Origin of the sequence: Mesorhizobium sp. M0909, from assembly GCF_040319515.1 — a bacterium.
Classification (GTDB): domain Bacteria; phylum Pseudomonadota; class Alphaproteobacteria; order Rhizobiales; family Rhizobiaceae; genus Mesorhizobium.
The window spans coordinates 20,443-36,977 of sequence record NZ_JAMYOA010000012.1 but is presented as its reverse complement, the minus strand read 5'-3'; the positions used below and the strand labels follow the sequence as shown (position 1 = coordinate 36,977).

The following is a 16,535-nucleotide window of genomic DNA, read 5'->3' as shown; positions in this document are numbered from 1 at the left end:
CGGGGCGAATTGGCCTTTACTATATCCCGGTTCGGAATGCCTTATGTTTTTTGGCCTGTTGCGACGAGTGTTCGACACGGGCGCTCCATTCAGCGATCCGTCGGCCGAACGCTTAATGCGGATCGCGTCGATGCGTATTCAGTGACGCGCTTTCGGACGACATGCACTAGCCACTCACTTTTGTGATCCATGGCGCCAGGATGGCCTCGGCCTCCCTCATCACCACGGACCAGGGGCGTTCCCGTTTCGAGACCAGCACGGCCGATGGATAGTAGGGCGTGCGGTCGCCCTCGACCGGCCAGGACCGCTTGAAGCCGTCGCCCAGAATGAAAACCGAGGGGATGCCGAGCGCGCCGGCCAGATGCGCTCCGGTATTGCTGATGGTCACCACGGCGTCCATCGCGGCAACCTGCGCGGCGAAAAGGTCCATGTCGACGAGCTGATCGACCGATCTGTCATGAAGAATGCGCTCCGGCTCACCGTTGGTCAGAACTTTCAGGTCGGTGTCGATCTGACCGTATTGCAGCGAGACGAACCGGAGGTCCGGTCGGCCGATCAGGTTACACCAGGCGGACAACGGCGGCAGGTCCTTGCCGGGATTGGAGCTGCCCCATGCGATACCGACCAGCGGTCGTCCTTCCTTCCGGTAGCGGGCGCGAAGTTCAGCGACCCGGGCCGGATCCGGCTTAAGGGGCACGAAATGCTCGCGGATCGTCGCCTCGTCGGTTTCGAAAACGGCAGTCAGATGCTGGACGCCGGCGAAGGCCTGCGCCTCGGCATAGACGGCCTTGCCGCCAGCGCCGACCGGCCGCACATCGGCAGTCGGAAAAGTGCGCTGAAAGAGCGGTACCAGGCGGCGCTCGACGAGGACGATCGAACGGGCGGCGCGCGCCAGGGCACAGCCGACGGAGCTCGCATGATGGATCGCGGTGGCCAGACCCTGCTTTTCGGTTTCCATCAGATCGATCAGCAGTGTCTGGCCAGAAATATCCTGGCCCAGCCACTCGCCATCGACGCGGCCGTTGACGATGTGGCGTCGTGCAATCCTGAGTTCGGCGGCTGCGCCATAGGCGCCCATCCGCATCAGCGCCTTGCTGAGCTCGTCGATCAGGTGGACCTCGCCCCTCGACTTCGCAATGGATCCAAGAGCCAGGGCTTTCGGCAGTGCCGCCGGCCAATCGCGGGACTCGACGCTTCGCCGATAATCCGCCATCTGATCGGCAATGTCGCCGTCACGCCAGCGAAGGAAGAGCTGCCGCCGGTGACGTCGGAACCAGACCTTGTATTTGTAGCCTGCAAGCGCGACAGCGCGGCGCAACCGGCCGAGAAGTAGGCTACCTTCCATCGCCAGCTCCGCCGATGATCTGCATGACGCGTCCGCCTGCTTCCTGCACTGCCGACGCCCAGGCTCGGCCGCCTTTTCGGACCAGTCGAACGCTCGGATATGCGGCGACGGTCTCGCCGAAGGCAGGCCAGGACAGTCGAAACCCGTCGTCGAGCATGACAATCGTCGGCACGCCGAGCGCTCCCGCCAGGTTGGCACCGGTATTGCTGATCGTCACCACTGCGTCGAGCGCCGCGATTTGGGCGGCAAAGCGGTCCATGTCCGTCAACTGATCGACGGAAGCGTCATGGATGATGCGGCCCGGCGCCTGGCGCTCGAACTCGGAGAGGGCCGGCCCGACATCGCCATATTGCAAGCTGACGAGGCGCCCCGGCAGGCTGGCGAACAGCGTCCGCCAGTCGTCCAGGGCCGGCAGATCCTTGCTCTTGTTGAGGCTTCCCCAGGCAAATCCGATCAGGGGACCTGGGCCGCCATCGAGATAGGTGCCGCGCAGCTCGGCAACCAGTCGGCGGTCCGGCTCCAGCGGAACGAAGGGCGCGCGTGCCGCCGGGTCGTCCGGCCAGAAATGCTTTGCGAGTGTCTCGAAACCGGCAACGACGTCGGCGTCCACCGCCGCCATGTCCTCTTCCCCTTCAATCCTGACATCGAGCGCAGGATATGTTCTGCGATAAAGCGGTGCCAGTCGCGGCTCGACGAAGACGATGCATCGACCGGCAGCCGCGACGACTGGACCAAGCAGCGACGCGAACTGGAAAAAGATTGCCAGGTCGCCTTCGCGACGATCGACGAGAAGCGTGCGACCCGCAAGATCACTGCCATCCCAATCGGGTCTGCCGCGCTGCTTGCTCGCCGCCATCAACTGCCAGATGCGATTTCCTCCGTCGAGACGCCTCAGTCCGCGCCCCGCTTTCTTGATCAGGCCGAGATCGCCAAGCTGCTCACCAAGCGCGCCAAGCGCCAGTGCATGGTCGCGAGCAGTTTGCCAGTCACCACGCTGCACGCTTTCCTCCATCAGCCTCATATGCCTTTCGGCACTTTCGTCGGCGTGGCGCGAGGGACGTCTAAGAAGTTCCTTTGCCCGCTCGAGAACCTTCTGCAGCCGCTTGCCGACGGCGCCCTGCGGGCGCAGATCGGCGGTTTTTGCTTTCTGAAGGATGGTTCGTCTGTTCTGCACGGCGATGTTCTATCGTCCTCGGGGAGCGTCGGAAAGCGTCGTCAGGATCGATGAGAGCCGCCGGCCGGCCTCGTCGAGCACCAGCGACCAAGGGCGCCCCTCCTTGCGAATGACAATGCCCTTCGGATACCAGGGTGTCCGGTCGCCGGTCACCGGCCATGCCGTCTGAAAATTATCGTCGATCAGGAAAACAGTCGGCACGCCAAGGGCTCCGGCAAGATGGGCTGCCGTATTGCTGATCGTCACGACAGCATCGAGTGCGGCGACCTGTGCCGCGAAACCGTCCATGTCGACCATCTGGTCGACGCCGTCGTCAAAGATCAGACGCGCGTCATTGCCGTTGCGAAGGCGCCGCAACGCCGGCTTGATCTGTCCGTACTGGAGCGAAACGAAGGTCGCTTGTGTCTGGGCGATGAACCGTGCCCATTCAGGAAAATCAGGCACGTCCTTGGTGTGGGATTTGCTGCCCCAGGAGAGGCCGACCAGCGGCAGATCCGTCATCGAGCGATAGCGCTTACGGAATGTCTCGACGTGTTCAGGATCTGCCCGCAGCGGCACAAAGTCGGCAGCAAGCTTTTCGGCATCGCGTCCGAACACCCAGGCGAGATCTTCGAAAGTCGCACGTTTGTTGGCGACCACATCCCGCTGCGCCGGGACCACGGTCGTCTTCGGGAACGTTCGCTGCAGAATTGGTACCAGGCGCGGCTCGACCCGGATTGTTGCGCTTTGCGCATAGGCAGCGGCAGCGCCGGCCAGTCGCGCGTGGCGGATAACCCGGCCAAGGCTGCGCGGGTCATCCTCCACAAGGTCGATCAGCAGTGTATCCGATCCGAGATTCTCGCCGGTCCACTCGTTCGCGCTTTTCCCTTTCCGCAGCCGGCGAGCGGAAAGCCGAAGCTCAGCTGCCCGCGCAAAGTTGCCAAGCCGTTCGAATGCCTGGCCCGCCTTCTGCATCAGCTCCGGGTCGCGATTATGATCGGCCGCGACAGCTATCTCATTGGTACCGGCTTCAAGGCCTTTCCAGTCCCTGCGAACGATCAGGGCCTCAACCTTGGCTTGCAGCTCAAGAATGGACTGCGGCTGCTTGGGACCCGAAAACAACCTGCGCACCGCCTTTTTGTACCGGCGCACCTGAAGGCCCAGTCCACCAATCACATACCGGACATAGGAACCGTGATAAAAGCTGGTCATCGGCCTTCAGCGCAATACGCTCTGCCGCAGCTTTTTGCCGCTTTCGACCATCGGATCGGGCGTCTCCAGGTGGAATATCGAACGATATATCTCGCTGTGCTTGGCAAGCTGGTCATGCGTTCCAGCATCGACAAGCTGTCCGGCGTCAAACACGAGAATACGATCGGCCGCCTTGATTGTAGACAGCCTGTGGGCAATGCAGATCACTGTGCGCTGAAATGTGTTGTCGAAGGCTGCCTCCATGACTGCCCGTTCGTTTTCACCGTCAAGCGCCGATGTCGCTTCATCATAGACGATTACCGCAGCGTTCTTGAGCAGGGCGCGTGCGATGGCGACGCGCTGTTTCTGCCCGCCCGACAGATTGGTGCCGCTCGGCCCGACAAGCGTGTCGAGCCCGTTTTCGAGCGCCGAAGCAAAGCTGGTGACCCGAGCGAGGTTCGCAGCGGACTCGATTTCCTGATCCGTGGCGTTCGGGCGGCCGTCGCGAATGTTGTCGCGGATCGAGCCTTCGAACAGGAAGACGTCCTGTGACACCAGTGCGATATTGTCGCGAACGTCGGCCAGGCTGATCTTCGAAATGTCCTTTCCGTCGATCAGGATCCTGCCCTTGTCCGGCTCCATCAGGCGCAGGATCAGATTGACGATGGTGGTCTTGCCGGCGCCGGAGCGGCCGACGATCGCCAGCTTCTCACGAGGTCGCACGTCGAAGGAAACACCCTCGAGCGCGGGGCTGTTGCCGTCATAGGAAAAGGCCACATCTTCAAACCGGATACCACCATCGACGTCGGCCAGGCGCTCGCCCGCGATTGCGAGGCGCCGCTGCTCGGGCGTGTCGATCAAATCATACATCTGCTCGACGGCGACCATTTGCTTCTGGATGTCGACATTGACCCGGGCCAACCGCTTGGCAGGCTCATAGGCAAGCAGGAACGCGGTAATGAAGGCCATGAATTCGCCGGGCGTCTTGCCGTTGCCGAGGGTCTGCCAGCTGGCGTACATAACGAAAAGCCCGATGATCACGCCGCCGCCGGTCTCCATCAATGGGCTCATCAATGCTGACGTCCGGTTGATCTGGATGCCACGTCTTTCCATCTTGCGGACGGCCTTTGCAAAGCTGGCAACCGCCTTGTCCTCGAGCTGGAAGGATTTGATGGTGCGGATGCCTTCGACGGCTTCCGTGCCGATCGACTGGACCTGTGCGGCCAATTCCGTCTCGCCCCTCGCCAGCGCCTTGAGCTTCCTGGTTATCGCGCCGACCGACAGGAACAGCATCGGCAGAACCGCCACGGATATCAGCGACATTACCGGGTCCTGCTTGACCATGACGCTGGCCAAGGCAATCAGGGTCAGCAGATCAGAGACGGCGCTGCTCGTGAGGGTGAGAATAACGGTCGCCCCGGCGCGCGCGTTGAACATGATCTTGGAGACAAATTTTGCCGGATGCTGGTTCGCGAAACGGCTGATCTCGAAATACAGCATTCGGGAAAATTGACGGTTTTGAAGGTCTGAAACGATAGCCCGGCGAATCTTCCCCGTGGTGATGGTCTGGCAGTAGGCAGCTATGCCCTTGACCAGGAAAATGCCGATGATGACGACGCTGATACCCGATACAGCGGCAGCGTCTCGCTCGACATAGATGGTGTTGATCATGACTTTCATGATCCAGGCCGCTGCCCCGGTCGCCGCAGCAGCAGCGATCGAGCACAGCAAACCTGTCACATACAGCATCTTGTGCGGCGGCAGATTTTCGCCAATCAGACGCTTGATCAGCGGATATGCTGGGCCCGTTGACACTCGTTTCTTTGCAATCATCTCGTCGCCGCCCGTTGCGATCCCGTCCGGTCTTTGTGTTGTCTTGAAGCGCGAAACGGTTTCGATCACCTGTCTGTGGCTTCGTTCCCGACCGCAGTCAATGCCGAACCAGATCCTTGCACGTCATCGGCTTACGACCGTCGGTTCCTTGCATACGAGCATAGCGGACCCAGCCACGCGGCTCTTGCGCCATTCGCCGTCGGCCGCGCTCTGCCCGGTCAGTGTTTCGCGAGGACCATGAGATGGCTTCCAAGAGGCGAGGTGTGATTGCTTTTGATTGAAAAGCCCACATCCGAAAGCACCGCGATCATCTCTCTATCCTTGCCAGGAGGAACGCGGGCAACGATCGTTTGAGCACGCCTGGCGATATCGCACAGCACGCGTCGCGCCTTGTCCGCGCCGAGGCTCCACTGCATGTGATGGTAGACCGCCAGCAGCATGACGATGTCATACTGCGGTTGGAGAACATTTTGCAGCTTCCGGCTGCCAAGATCGAGACAATCGAACCGGCTTTGAACCGGACAACCCAGGAAGATCATCCTGGCCGTCTCGATATGCGGCTTGAGAATGTCGATCCCATGGATCGAAGTCGGTCCTAGCTTGGATATCTCATAGGCGACAACACCCATGTTGCAGCCAACATCGAGAATGGACTTCCCGGCGTAGTCGACCTCTGCTGAGAACAGGCCGTCCAGTCGGTCGTCCCACGTTCCCTTGAATCTCTTTTGCTTATTTGACCACCACAAATCATTGTTCTCCAAAAGCGGCGCCGGACTGGTTTCCTTGACGGAGGACGACTGTGCGCTGGGCCTTGGCCCCGGACCAGTTGCTGGCGCGCAAACGACACTGTCCAGAACGTCCTGTAAACGTAACCGCGGGAGAAAGGAACTCCCGATCACAGCATCCTGCGAAGACGTTTCGGGAAGTTGACGAACACCAGCCCGACAGATCGACACATCGGTTGGAAACCGCAATGTCGCTTGGCGCCCCCTACCCGGGCCCTGCCCTCGAGTTCCTGAAACGTACGCCCTTTCGGCAAGGCAAGCCATGTTTGTTCTTGCTTTGTGCCGGCAGCTATGCTACTAATTTGCCTATGGTGCTGATTTGCACCAACGACCGTCTTGCCGCGAGATGCGGTTTTTCAGCCAGGCTCGATCAAAGCTCGCCCGCATTGCCGGGCTTTTTGGCCAATTAAGGTCGAGCGCCAGCCTTTTCGGCAGCTTCCGAGAAGGGAAATCGGAAAAGCAGCTTCCGGTTCTCGTCGCAGATTTCGAAGGAAAGGCCTGTCAGGACTGGGCTGCCGCTGAGCAGACCCTCGACCAGGATTTCCTTGGCCGAAGCCATGGCGTTGTCCTGGGCGGCAGACAGGCCATCCAACTCCCCTCGAAATTTTCCGTCAAACGGCCGTCATTGTTTCGGAAATGAAAAAATATCTCGCATGCCTGCTCCGGCTGGTTGGTTATGTCGTCGCGAGCGGTCTCAGAAACAGCGTTGGATTCGTACAGGACAGCACTGTACGATTTTGACATCGGGATTCATGGCATTCAGGCCTTCATGCGTCAGGTCGATCGAACAGCACCCCCAGCCCATGCTCGAACGCACATGCCGCAATCATGTCGTCCAGGGCTTTTCCGGAGACCGGGCAATTCGGCATGACAGCCGTGATCGCCATCTCAGCCGCTGCGGTGGAAACCTCATCGTGGCGCCTCTTCCTGGTCTCGATATATTGCTCGATCAGAATTTTCAGGCGCCGCGCTGCAATCTCGTCAACGACCATCGTTCTCCCTCGATTCGGCACAATGTCCGTCTTCCGGGTGAAAGGTCCGCTGCCATTGGGTAGCAGCGGACCACTCGGCTGGGTGACCCGATAGCCCGAGGCGGGGGTCTCGGACCGTCACACAATAGCTTCGAGAGGCCACTCGTTCCACAGAACGCTGCCGTTGGTAATATTCGTACACTGAACATTGCCGCAGGCAGTCCGCGACTGTGCGATTTTTCGGCTAAGCTGCCGTCGCCGGATACCGGATCAGCTCCGGCTTTGATAGCTGTAGATGCCTGCGCCGATAGCGACCGCTCCTACGGTGATCAGAATCGATGGCACCCCCATCAACGTCGCGACGATCCCCCAGACGATGGCGACGGCGATTGCGCCGGCAGTCCCCAGGACCAATCTAAGCCGTTTCGACATTATCCATTCCCCCAAAAGTGCATCTCTGGCCTTTTCCGGTCGAAATACCGCAATGCGGCACCATTGTCTGCCCTTCGTCCAACTTTCTATGCCGCCCCTGAGCACGACCGCTGAGGCGTAAGCGCTCCGTATGCGGCCCTGTTGCAAACACCCACTCGACAGCGGGGAAGCTTTGGGCGCTAGCCCGAGAAGCGAGGCGTCAGAAAGCGAGATATCTATGCAAAATTTTCGGAATTTACTCCGGTTCTCGATCATGGCGGTGGCGGCCACGACAACCGCAACCAGCGGAACAGGCGGTACCAGCGGCGGTGGCCACTCTACTTGACCATGCCGGCGACCTGGCGGCCGCCAACGGCAATCAATCCCTCATAACAACGGGAGTAGTAGCTTGACGCTCCAACCGAAATCGGCGACCGCGCCCCTCACCGGCCTCGCAGGATTGCTTGGTCTTGCGCTGGCTGTCGCGATGCTCGTCGACAGAAGCTGGCCTGTGCATTTGCAGGCCATGAACGCGTCTGTTCGCAAAGCGCATCGGTCGCCGATCGAGCGCTCCGGCTGAATGCCGTGCTCTGACGATCAGCGGCAGTTGGCGCCTATCGCCTCAACGCGTGATCGCGATGCCGATCCTCGCCGCTCATCGGCAACGGCCGATCGCCCTCGAGCAGGCGGGTGATCCGTGCGAAGCCGGTAAAAGCCTTTCGCGCTTCCTCGGCCGACATCCGGCCGGCCATGGCCGCAGCGCAGCAATTCACGGCGCACTGGTAAACCGGCCCGCGCCGCCCGGCCGGCCATTTTCGCAAGAATGCCATTGCTTCGGCAACGCTGTCGATCTCCTCCACGGGCTGTCCCTGTCCGCGCAAAATCCGCACGGGTGAAAAGAATTGCAAGCGGTCCATCATTTCCTCCCCGTCGACCGGATGCGTGCGATCGAACCCCACTAAACTCGCGAACCGGGCTTTGGTTCCCGGCAAAGAGGGCTTGGCTTGGAAAATGTTGGCGGACCAGACGAGCAGCGGTGGAAACGCCCCGCAGCCCCTATCGGATGACATCTTGCCCCAATTGGATGACATCTTGCTATGGTACGGGAACGTTAGCGCGGCTGATGCATTTCGATGCCACGAGCAGTCTTTTTTGAGGGAAATGCCAAAACATGAGAATAGCCCATGTGGCGCCGCTCCATGAATCCGTGCCACCCCGGTTCTATGGAGGGACGGAGCGCATCGTCTCCTATCTGACCGAAGGATTGGTCGAGCTTGGCCATGACGTGACCCTGTTCGCCAGCGGCGATACCAAGACCTCGGCAAAATTGGTGGCGTGTCGCGAGCGCGCGCTCCGTCTCGATCCGCGCCCGCACAAATCCGAAACCGCGGCGCATCTCGCGATGCTCGCCGAGGTGAGGAACCGGGCGCAACAGTTCGACATCATCCATTTCCATCTCAGCCACTTCCTGCATTTTCCTTTCTTCGAACACATGCCTGACCGGACGGTGACGACACCGCATGGCAGGCTCGACTATGTCGACCTGGCCCCGGCCTACGAACGTTTTCCGCGCTTTCCGATGATCTCGATTTCGCGCAGCCAGAGAACCGGGCTACCCATGGCCAATTGGCTGGCGACCATCCATCACGGGCTGCCGATCAATATCTACGAGCCGACTTTCGAGACGGATGCGGACGAGCCGTATCTGGCCTTTCTGGGCCGGCTGTCGCGCGACAAGCGCCCGGACCGTGCCATTGAGATCGCCTTGCGCTCCGGGTTGAAACTGAAGGTTGCGGCAAAGATCGGCGACGACGACCGCGCTTTTTTCCACGGCACGGTCGAGCCGCTGATCGACGGCGACCGTGTCGACTACATCGGCGAGATCGAAGAGGACAGAAAAGCGGAATTCCTCGGCAAGGCGGCCGGCCTGCTGTTTCCGATCGATTGGCCGGAGCCGTTCGGTCTTGCCGCGATAGAGGCTATGGCCTGCGGCACGCCGGTGATCGCCTGGAAATGCGGTGCCCTGCCGGAGATCATCGACCACGGCGTCACCGGTTTCCTTGTCGATTCAGTCGATGCTGCTGTCGCCTCGATACCGGAATTGCTGCGCCTCGACAGGCGACAGGTGAGAGCCGTATTCGAAAACCGTTTTTCTGCCACGAGAATGGCCCACGACTATGTGACTGCCTATGCGCGCCTGATCGGCACTCCCGGTGAAGCGAGAGCGTCCTGATCGGCGTCATTGTGGACGTTGGAAACGAAACGACAGAGCTTGTGACGTATGAATCAACTCGACGAGCGTAAGCTTGATCCCGCTGTAGCCCTTGCCTCGCTCGACGAGGTTGCGCCCCGGGAGCCGCACCGACTGTTCGCCCTCAAGCAAGGCGACTGCTTCGCGGTGGCCGACGCTTATGGCGACATCCGCGGCGCCGGCGACGGCTTTTTCCGAGACGACACGCGTGTGCTTTCGGAATTCCGGCTGACGATCGGTGGCCGGCAAATGTCGCTGCTGGGCGCATCGCTCAGCCAGGACAATGTGCTTTTCACCTCGAACCTGACCAATCTGCCGATCCAGAGTGTCGGTGGCCGCGACATTCCGCAGGGGGCGATCCACATAGAACGCGTCAGGCTGCTTTGGCAGGACCGGCTATTCGAGCGCATCACCCTTTCGAACTACAGCCAGGAATCGTCGGCCATTCGGGTTTCCTTGCATTTCGCAGCAGATTTCCGCGACATGTTCGAGGTGCGCGGTTCGACCCGGCTCAAGCGCGGAATAGCCCACGCCGCCGAGACCAGTCCGACATCCGTGGTGCTTCGATATGACGGGCTGGACCAGCTCGTACGCCTGTCGGCGATCTCGTTCTCGCAGGCGCCGGACAATTTGACCGCCAGCCGTGCGGATTTCTTGGTTGCGGTGACGAAGCGCAGCAGCGAGGTCCTCTATATCGAGGTCGGCCCGGAGGTGGCGGAGACACCCGACCGCGACCGTTTTCGGGCTGCCGCCGCCCGCGCTCGCTTCGGCATGCGCGCCAAACGCCGCCACGGTGCGACGGTGCACAGCTCCGGCCGCGTCTTCAACGACTGGATCGAACGCGCGCGCGCGGACGTGGCGTTGCTGACCACCGAGCTTGCGACCGGACCTTACCCCTATGCCGGCATACCCTGGTTCTCGACGGCGTTTGGCCGTGACGGGGTGATCTCCGCACTGCAGATGCTGTGGTTGAATCCTGGGCTGGCGCGCGGCGTACTCGCCTTTCTCGCCCAGCATCAGGCAACCGAAACGTCGCCGTTCAGCGATTCGCAACCGGGCAAGATCATGCACGAGACCCGCAAGGGCGAGATGGCGGCGCTGCGGGAGCTCCCGTTCGGCCGCTATTACGGCGGTGTCGATACCACGCCGCTCTACATTCATCTCGCTTGCGCCTATGCGGATCGTACCGGCGACATGGCGTTCGTCGACAGCCTGTGGCCATCGCTCTGTGCAGCGGCCGAATGGACGGAGGAGACAAGCCGCGCGACCGGCTTCGTTACCTACCAGCGCGGCGCCGAGACCGGCCTCGCCAACCAGGGCTGGAAGGACAGTTTCGATTCCGTCTTCCATGCCGATGGCCGCATGCCCAAGGGGCCGATCGCCCTGGTCGAGGTGCAAGGCTACGTCTTTGCTGCGTTCCGTGGGCTGGCAGCGCTCGCCCGCCGCCGCGGCGAGGACGACAAGGCCGATCATTGGGAGGAACGCGCCGAAACCATGCGCGCCGCGGTGGAACGCCATTTCTGGATGGACGATCTCAATTTCTATGCACTAGCGATCGATGGTGCAGGCGAGCTCTGCAAGGTACGGACGTCGAATGCCGGCCATCTTCTCTATGTCGGGCTGCCCGAGCCGGAACGGGCGCAGATGGTCGCCGATCAGCTGCTCTCCGCGTCGTTCCACTCTGGTTGGGGAGTGAGGACGCTGGCCGACGATGCGATATTCTTCAATCCCATGTCCTACCACAATGGTTCGATCTGGCCGCACGACACCGCCATGTGCGGTGCCGGCCTGGCACGTTACGGCGTGCGCGACAGCGTGGTCCGGCTGATGAGCGGCACGTTCGAATCGGCTGTCCATTTCAACATGCGGCTGCCGGAACTGTTCTGCGGCTTTACCCGGTCGCCGGGCGAAGCGCCGATCGCCTATCCCGTCGCGTGCCTGCCGCAGGCCTGGTCGGCGGGATCGGCCTTCATGCTGATGCAGGCCTGCCTTGGCCTCGAAATCGACGGCTGGAAGAGCGAAATCCGGGTCACCCGCCCAAGGCTGCCGATCGGCATCGACACGCTGACATTGCGGCATCTGGGTGTCGGCTCGACGGTGGTCGACCTCACATTCCAGCGTGTCGGCGACCGGGTCGTCGCCTTTCTCGCCGATCGGTATGAGGGGATGGTGCCGCTCATCGTGCGCACTTGATACCCGCCGCGCTGCGGCGCATCGAAATGACGCCCGGCATTACAATCGTCCGGAACCGATAGCCTCTTTGTGCGTTGCAAAAATGGGCAGCGGGGGATGCTGTCGTCGGCACACGGCAGCGAACCAGAAAAAAATAGAAACGGCTATCGGCCGGCCGGAGGCGAGATCACATTCCATGTCAGATTATACTGTAAACCTGCTCTGGGTTTTGCTGATTGCAAGTTTTGGCTTTTCCGCTTTTGCCATTCTCCTATCGATATCCCGCCAGCGCCGCGGCCGCGCAACGGCGGCCGCATACACGCCGAGCGAGGATGTCGCGTCGGAAGCGGCACGCAAGGTGCTGCGCGAGTTCGAAAAGAATGGCCAATCGGCCGATGCGGCACTGGTCACATGGTCGCCCGACACCTTGCGCAAGATCCTGGCCGACGACCTGCCGGACGCACAGGTCATCGTGGTGTCCAACCGCGAACCCTACATCCACAACATCAAGGATGACGGCGTGCAACTTTTAGTGCCGGCCAGCGGGCTGGTTTCGGCACTCGAGCCCATCACCCGCGCCTGTGCCGGCACCTGGATCGCCTATGGCGGCGGCACGGCAGACCGCCTCACCGTCGACAAGGACGACCGGGTGCAGGTGCCGCCAGGCAATCCGTCCTACACGCTGCGCAGGGTTTGGCTGACGGAGGAGGAATATCAGGGCTATTATCTGGGTTTCGCCAATGAGGGGCTATGGCCGCTTTGCCATATCGCCTTCACCCGCCCCGTGTTTCGCGCCGCGGACTGGGACGCCTACGAGGCCGTCAACCGCAAGTTCGCCGATACGGTGGTTGCCGAAGCCCGCAACGAACGGCCGATCGTGCTGGTGCAGGACTACCATTTTGCGCTGCTGCCGCGCATGATTCGCCAGCGCCTGCCGGACGCGATAGTCATCACCTTCTGGCATATTCCCTGGCCCAATTCGGAAGTGTTCAGCATCTGTCCGTGGCGTGAGCGGATCCTGGAGGGACTGCTCGGCAGTTCGATCATCGGCTTTCATACCCAATTCCATGCCAACAACTTCACCGAAAGTGTCGATCGCTTTCTGGAGAGCCGGATAGAACGGGCAGACGCGGCAATCTCCTATGGCGGACAGACGACCTTGGTCCACGCCTATCCCATTTCCATAGAATGGCCGGCCCAATTGCTGGCAAGTTTGCCGTCTGTCGAGGAGTGCCGCGCCCGTGTCCGCGACAGATTCGGCCTGTCAGCGGATACCAAACTGTGCATCGGAGTCGAGCGCCTCGACTACACGAAAGGCATTCTCGATCGCTTCCATGCCTTGGACGAATTGTTCACGAAATATCCCGAATGGATAGGCAAGGTGGTTTTCCTGCAGATCGCGGCGCCGAGCCGGGGGACATTGCCCGCCTACCAGCAACTCCACGACGAATGCCGCCGCTATGCCGACGAGCTCAACCGACGCTATGGCAGCGAGACATACAGTCCTATCCTGATGGTTGCCGAACATCATCGGCAGGAGCAGGTCTACGAGGTCTATCGCGCCGCCGACATCTGCATGGTCACCAGCCTGCATGACGGCATGAACCTTGTCGCCAAGGAATTCGTTGCAGCGCGCGACGACGAACAGGGCGTGCTTTTGCTCAGCACCTTCGCCGGTGCCTCGCGCGAACTGCTGGAAGCACTGATCGTTAACCCCTACGATGCGGCCATGATGAGCGAGGCGCTGTTGCAGGCGCTGACGATGACGCCGGAAGAGCAGCGCGAACGTTTGCGGCCGATGCGTGAGATGGTCCGCGACAACAATGTCTACCGCTGGGCCGGCAGCATGCTGCTGGACGCCGCGCGCCTGCGCAAACGCGGCGATCTCGACAGGGTGACCGGAACCGGCGAGCGCCCGCCATCGAACACCAACAACGTCATCTCGATGTTCGAGCGGGCACGGAAGGCAGCATCGTGAAAAGCTTTGAACAACCGCCGGCGTTGAACCTGTCGGAAGGGCAATGGGCGCTCTTCCTCGACATCGACGGAACCTTGCTGGAACACGCTGCCCATCCCGACGCGGTGTTCGTCGGCGAGGAATTGCGCAATCTGCTTGGACGCATCGAGCGGCGGCTGGATGGTGCGGTCGCTTTCATCACCGGCCGATCGATTCCCGCCGTGGACAAGCTGTTCCATCCGCTGAAGCTGCGGATCGCCGGACTGTATGGGCTAGAGCACCGGCTGACTCCGACGGGTCCCATCGATGCCGCCGACACGCCGGCCGACATCGCCGCCCTTGCCGACGAGATCGAGGCCGAACTGGGCAGCGGCAAGGTCTATGTCGAGCGCAAGGGGCCGGTCCTTGCCGTTCATACAAGAGCAGCACCGCAACTGCTTGCACCCGCAATCCAGCTCGTCGAACAGGCATTGGCCCGGCTTCCGAAGGGTTATCGGGTGCTTCCGGGAAACGCCGGCGTCGAGCTCATGCCTTTGGAAGCCGTCAAAGGTGCTGCCATCCGGCGTTTCATGGCCATTCCGCCCTTTGTCGGCCGGCGGCCGATATTCCTCGGAGACGATACATCGGACGAACACGGTTTCGAGGCGATCAATGAAATTGGCGGCATCTCCATCCGCGTGAAGCCGAACGGGCCGACGGCCGCAAACTATGCCCTCGACGATGTGACCGGCGCAATAGCCTGGCTCAAGGCCAGTTTCGAGACGTCGGCGGTCTCCGGTACTCGACCGGCCGACAAGCAGGCAGAGACCGAATCAAGGGCGAAGATCAACGTCGCAGCCACGGCATCGTCCGGTCGATAAGCGCGTTTCTCATTGAATGTCTTTAAGGCCAAAGCCGGCAAATCGTCTGCTTGCCGGTTCCCCTGCGTCAGGCTTAACCTGCGTGCCATGTGTGGAGGCGCGTGCGGTTGCAAGGGGAGGACATAGCAATGACCATACAAGGCGCATCACCGGACCTGTACAATGAGGATCTCGCCCCGGCGAAGGTTCGAAACTGGGGACCGTTCTCGATCTTCAACGTCTGGACGTCGGATGTCCACAGCCTGTGGGGCTACTATCTGGCGGCCAGCCTGTTCCTGTTTTGCGGCGGCTTCGTCAACTTCATCATCGCCATCGGTATCGGTTCGCTGATCATCTATGCGTTGATGAACATGGTCGGCTATGCCGGCGTGAAGACCGGGGTGCCCTACCCTGTCCTGGCGCGTGCCTCCTTCGGCATCTGGGGCGCCAACATACCGGCGCTGGTGCGCGCCATAGTCGCCTGCTTTTGGTACGGCGCGCAGACGGCGGCGGCCTCAGGCGCGATCGTAGCTCTGCTGATCCGCTCGCAATGGTTCGCCGACTTCAACCAGAGCACACATTTCCTCGGCCACTCCGGGCTCGAGGTGATCTGCTTCGCCGTCATCTGGGCGCTGCAGCTCCTGATCATCCAGAAGGGCATGGAAACGGTGCGCCGCTTCCAGGATTGGGCCGGACCGGCGGTGTGGGTGATGATGTTGATCCTGGCCATCTATCTTTGCATCAAGGCAGGCACCTTCGCCTTCACCAGCGACATACCGATGGATGTGCTGCTGGAAAAGACGAAGGACGCGGGCGTGCCGGGCACGCCGGGCTCCTGGACCTCACTGTTTGCGGTGGCGGCTATCTGGGTGACCTATTTCTCCGCGCTCTATCTCAACTTCTGCGATTTCGCCCGCTATGCGCCGGACAAGGCATCGCTGCGCAAGGGCAACATCTGGGGCCTGCCGGTCAATCTCATCCTGTTCTCGCTTGTCGCCGGCGTCACCACGATCGCTGCCTTCGACGTTTATGGCGAAGTGCTGCTGCATCCCGACCAGATCTCGGCGAAGTTCGACAGCTGGTTCCTGGCGGCGCTCGCAGCGCTGACTTTTGCGGTGGCGACGCTCGGCATCAATGTGGTGGCGAACTTCGTGTCGCCGGCCTTTGACTTCTCCAACGTTTTTCCACGCCAGATCGACTTCAAGAAGGGCGGTTACATCGCGGCGTTGATAGCGCTTGTGCTTTATCCTTTCGCGCCCTGGGAAGGCAGTGCTGCCTCGTTCGTCAACATCATCGGCGCGACGATGGGACCGATCTTCGGCGTGATGATGGTCGACTATTACCTGATCCGGAAGGGCGAGGTCGATGTCGAGGCGCTCTACAGGGAGAATGGCGAATTCCGCTTCCAGGGCGGCTGGCATGTCAATGCCTTCATCGCCGCCGGCATCGGCGCGGTCTTCTCCTCGATCCTGCCCAACTTCACCAGTCTGCTGCCGTCATGGTGGGGCGTCTATGGCTGGTTCTTCGGCGTGGCAATTGCCGGCGTCATCTATTACGTGCTGCGCACGATGGCACTCGGTGCCGGAGCCAGGATAGCCAAGGCTTGAGCGATTCGGGGCGGCGCAAG

14 protein-coding genes are annotated in these 16,535 nt (G+C 61.2%); 5 read left to right on the top strand and 9 right to left on the bottom strand.

What is annotated here, in order from left to right; genetic code table 11:
• Window positions 1-166: 166 nt before the first annotated feature.
• The 9 genes from NKH83_RS19160 to NKH83_RS19120 form a co-directional block, all read right to left on the bottom strand.
• Window positions 167-1,345, bottom strand: a complete 1,179-nt coding sequence (locus NKH83_RS19160; protein WP_352806698.1) for a glycosyltransferase family 9 protein — start codon at window positions 1,343-1,345, stop codon at window positions 167-169.
• Window positions 1,335-2,519 (bottom strand): glycosyltransferase family 9 protein, encoded by a 1,185-nt coding sequence (locus NKH83_RS19155; protein WP_352806695.1) that lies wholly within the window; start codon window positions 2,517-2,519, stop codon window positions 1,335-1,337. The genes NKH83_RS19160 and NKH83_RS19155 overlap by 11 nt, the downstream gene beginning before the upstream one ends.
• Window positions 2,520-2,528: 9 nt before the next feature.
• The gene (locus tag NKH83_RS19150; protein ID WP_352806693.1) at window positions 2,529-3,710 is read right to left on the bottom strand and encodes a glycosyltransferase family 9 protein; all 1,182 of its coding nucleotides are present in this window, start codon (window positions 3,708-3,710) and stop codon (window positions 2,529-2,531) included.
• Window positions 3,711-3,716: 6 nt separating this feature from the next.
• Window positions 3,717-5,429, bottom strand: a complete 1,713-nt coding sequence (locus NKH83_RS19145; protein ID WP_352806690.1) for an ABC transporter ATP-binding protein — start codon at window positions 5,427-5,429, stop codon at window positions 3,717-3,719.
• 311 nt (window positions 5,430-5,740) lie between these two features.
• Window positions 5,741-6,283, bottom strand: coding sequence for a class I SAM-dependent methyltransferase (locus NKH83_RS19140; RefSeq protein ID WP_352806687.1), 543 nt, complete (start codon window positions 6,281-6,283; stop codon window positions 5,741-5,743).
• A gap of 430 nt (window positions 6,284-6,713) precedes the next feature.
• Window positions 6,714-6,899, bottom strand: coding sequence for a DUF6894 family protein (locus tag NKH83_RS19135; RefSeq protein ID WP_502895589.1), 186 nt, complete (start codon window positions 6,897-6,899; stop codon window positions 6,714-6,716).
• 175 nt (window positions 6,900-7,074) lie between these two features.
• Window positions 7,075-7,299, bottom strand: a complete 225-nt coding sequence (locus NKH83_RS19130) for a hypothetical protein (RefSeq protein WP_352736519.1) — start codon at window positions 7,297-7,299, stop codon at window positions 7,075-7,077.
• Between the two features lie 249 nt (window positions 7,300-7,548).
• Window positions 7,549-7,710 (bottom strand): hypothetical protein, encoded by a 162-nt coding sequence (locus NKH83_RS19125; protein ID WP_352507299.1) that lies wholly within the window; start codon window positions 7,708-7,710, stop codon window positions 7,549-7,551.
• A 593-nt stretch (window positions 7,711-8,303) separates the two neighbouring features.
• The gene (locus tag NKH83_RS19120; RefSeq protein ID WP_502895588.1) at window positions 8,304-8,681 is read right to left on the bottom strand and encodes a DUF982 domain-containing protein; all 378 of its coding nucleotides are present in this window, start codon (window positions 8,679-8,681) and stop codon (window positions 8,304-8,306) included.
• 179 nt (window positions 8,682-8,860) lie between these two features.
• On the opposite strand from NKH83_RS19120, the gene NKH83_RS19115 reads away from it, so the two are divergent.
• The 5 genes from NKH83_RS19115 to NKH83_RS19095 all read left to right on the top strand — a co-directional run bounded on the left by NKH83_RS19115 (window position 8,861) and on the right by NKH83_RS19095 (window position 16,515).
• Window positions 8,861-9,922 (top strand): glycosyltransferase family 4 protein, encoded by a 1,062-nt coding sequence (locus NKH83_RS19115; protein WP_352801665.1) that lies wholly within the window; start codon window positions 8,861-8,863, stop codon window positions 9,920-9,922.
• A gap of 48 nt (window positions 9,923-9,970) precedes the next feature.
• Window positions 9,971-12,133, top strand: coding sequence for an amylo-alpha-1,6-glucosidase (locus tag NKH83_RS19110; RefSeq protein WP_352478897.1), 2,163 nt, complete (start codon window positions 9,971-9,973; stop codon window positions 12,131-12,133).
• Window positions 12,134-12,308: 175 nt separating this feature from the next.
• Complete coding sequence (locus NKH83_RS19105; protein WP_352806680.1) at window positions 12,309-14,090, top strand: alpha,alpha-trehalose-phosphate synthase (UDP-forming); 1,782 nt, start codon at window positions 12,309-12,311, stop codon at window positions 14,088-14,090.
• The gene (gene otsB / locus NKH83_RS19100; protein ID WP_352806677.1) at window positions 14,087-14,929 is read left to right on the top strand and encodes a trehalose-phosphatase; all 843 of its coding nucleotides are present in this window, start codon (window positions 14,087-14,089) and stop codon (window positions 14,927-14,929) included. The genes NKH83_RS19105 and otsB overlap by 4 nt, the downstream gene beginning before the upstream one ends.
• Window positions 14,930-15,057: 128 nt before the next feature.
• Window positions 15,058-16,515 carry an NCS1 family nucleobase:cation symporter-1 gene (locus NKH83_RS19095; protein ID WP_352474257.1) on the top strand — a complete coding sequence of 486 codons (1,458 nt, stop codon included), beginning with the start codon at window positions 15,058-15,060 and terminating at the stop codon, window positions 16,513-16,515.
• Window positions 16,516-16,535: the final 20 nt, after the last annotated feature.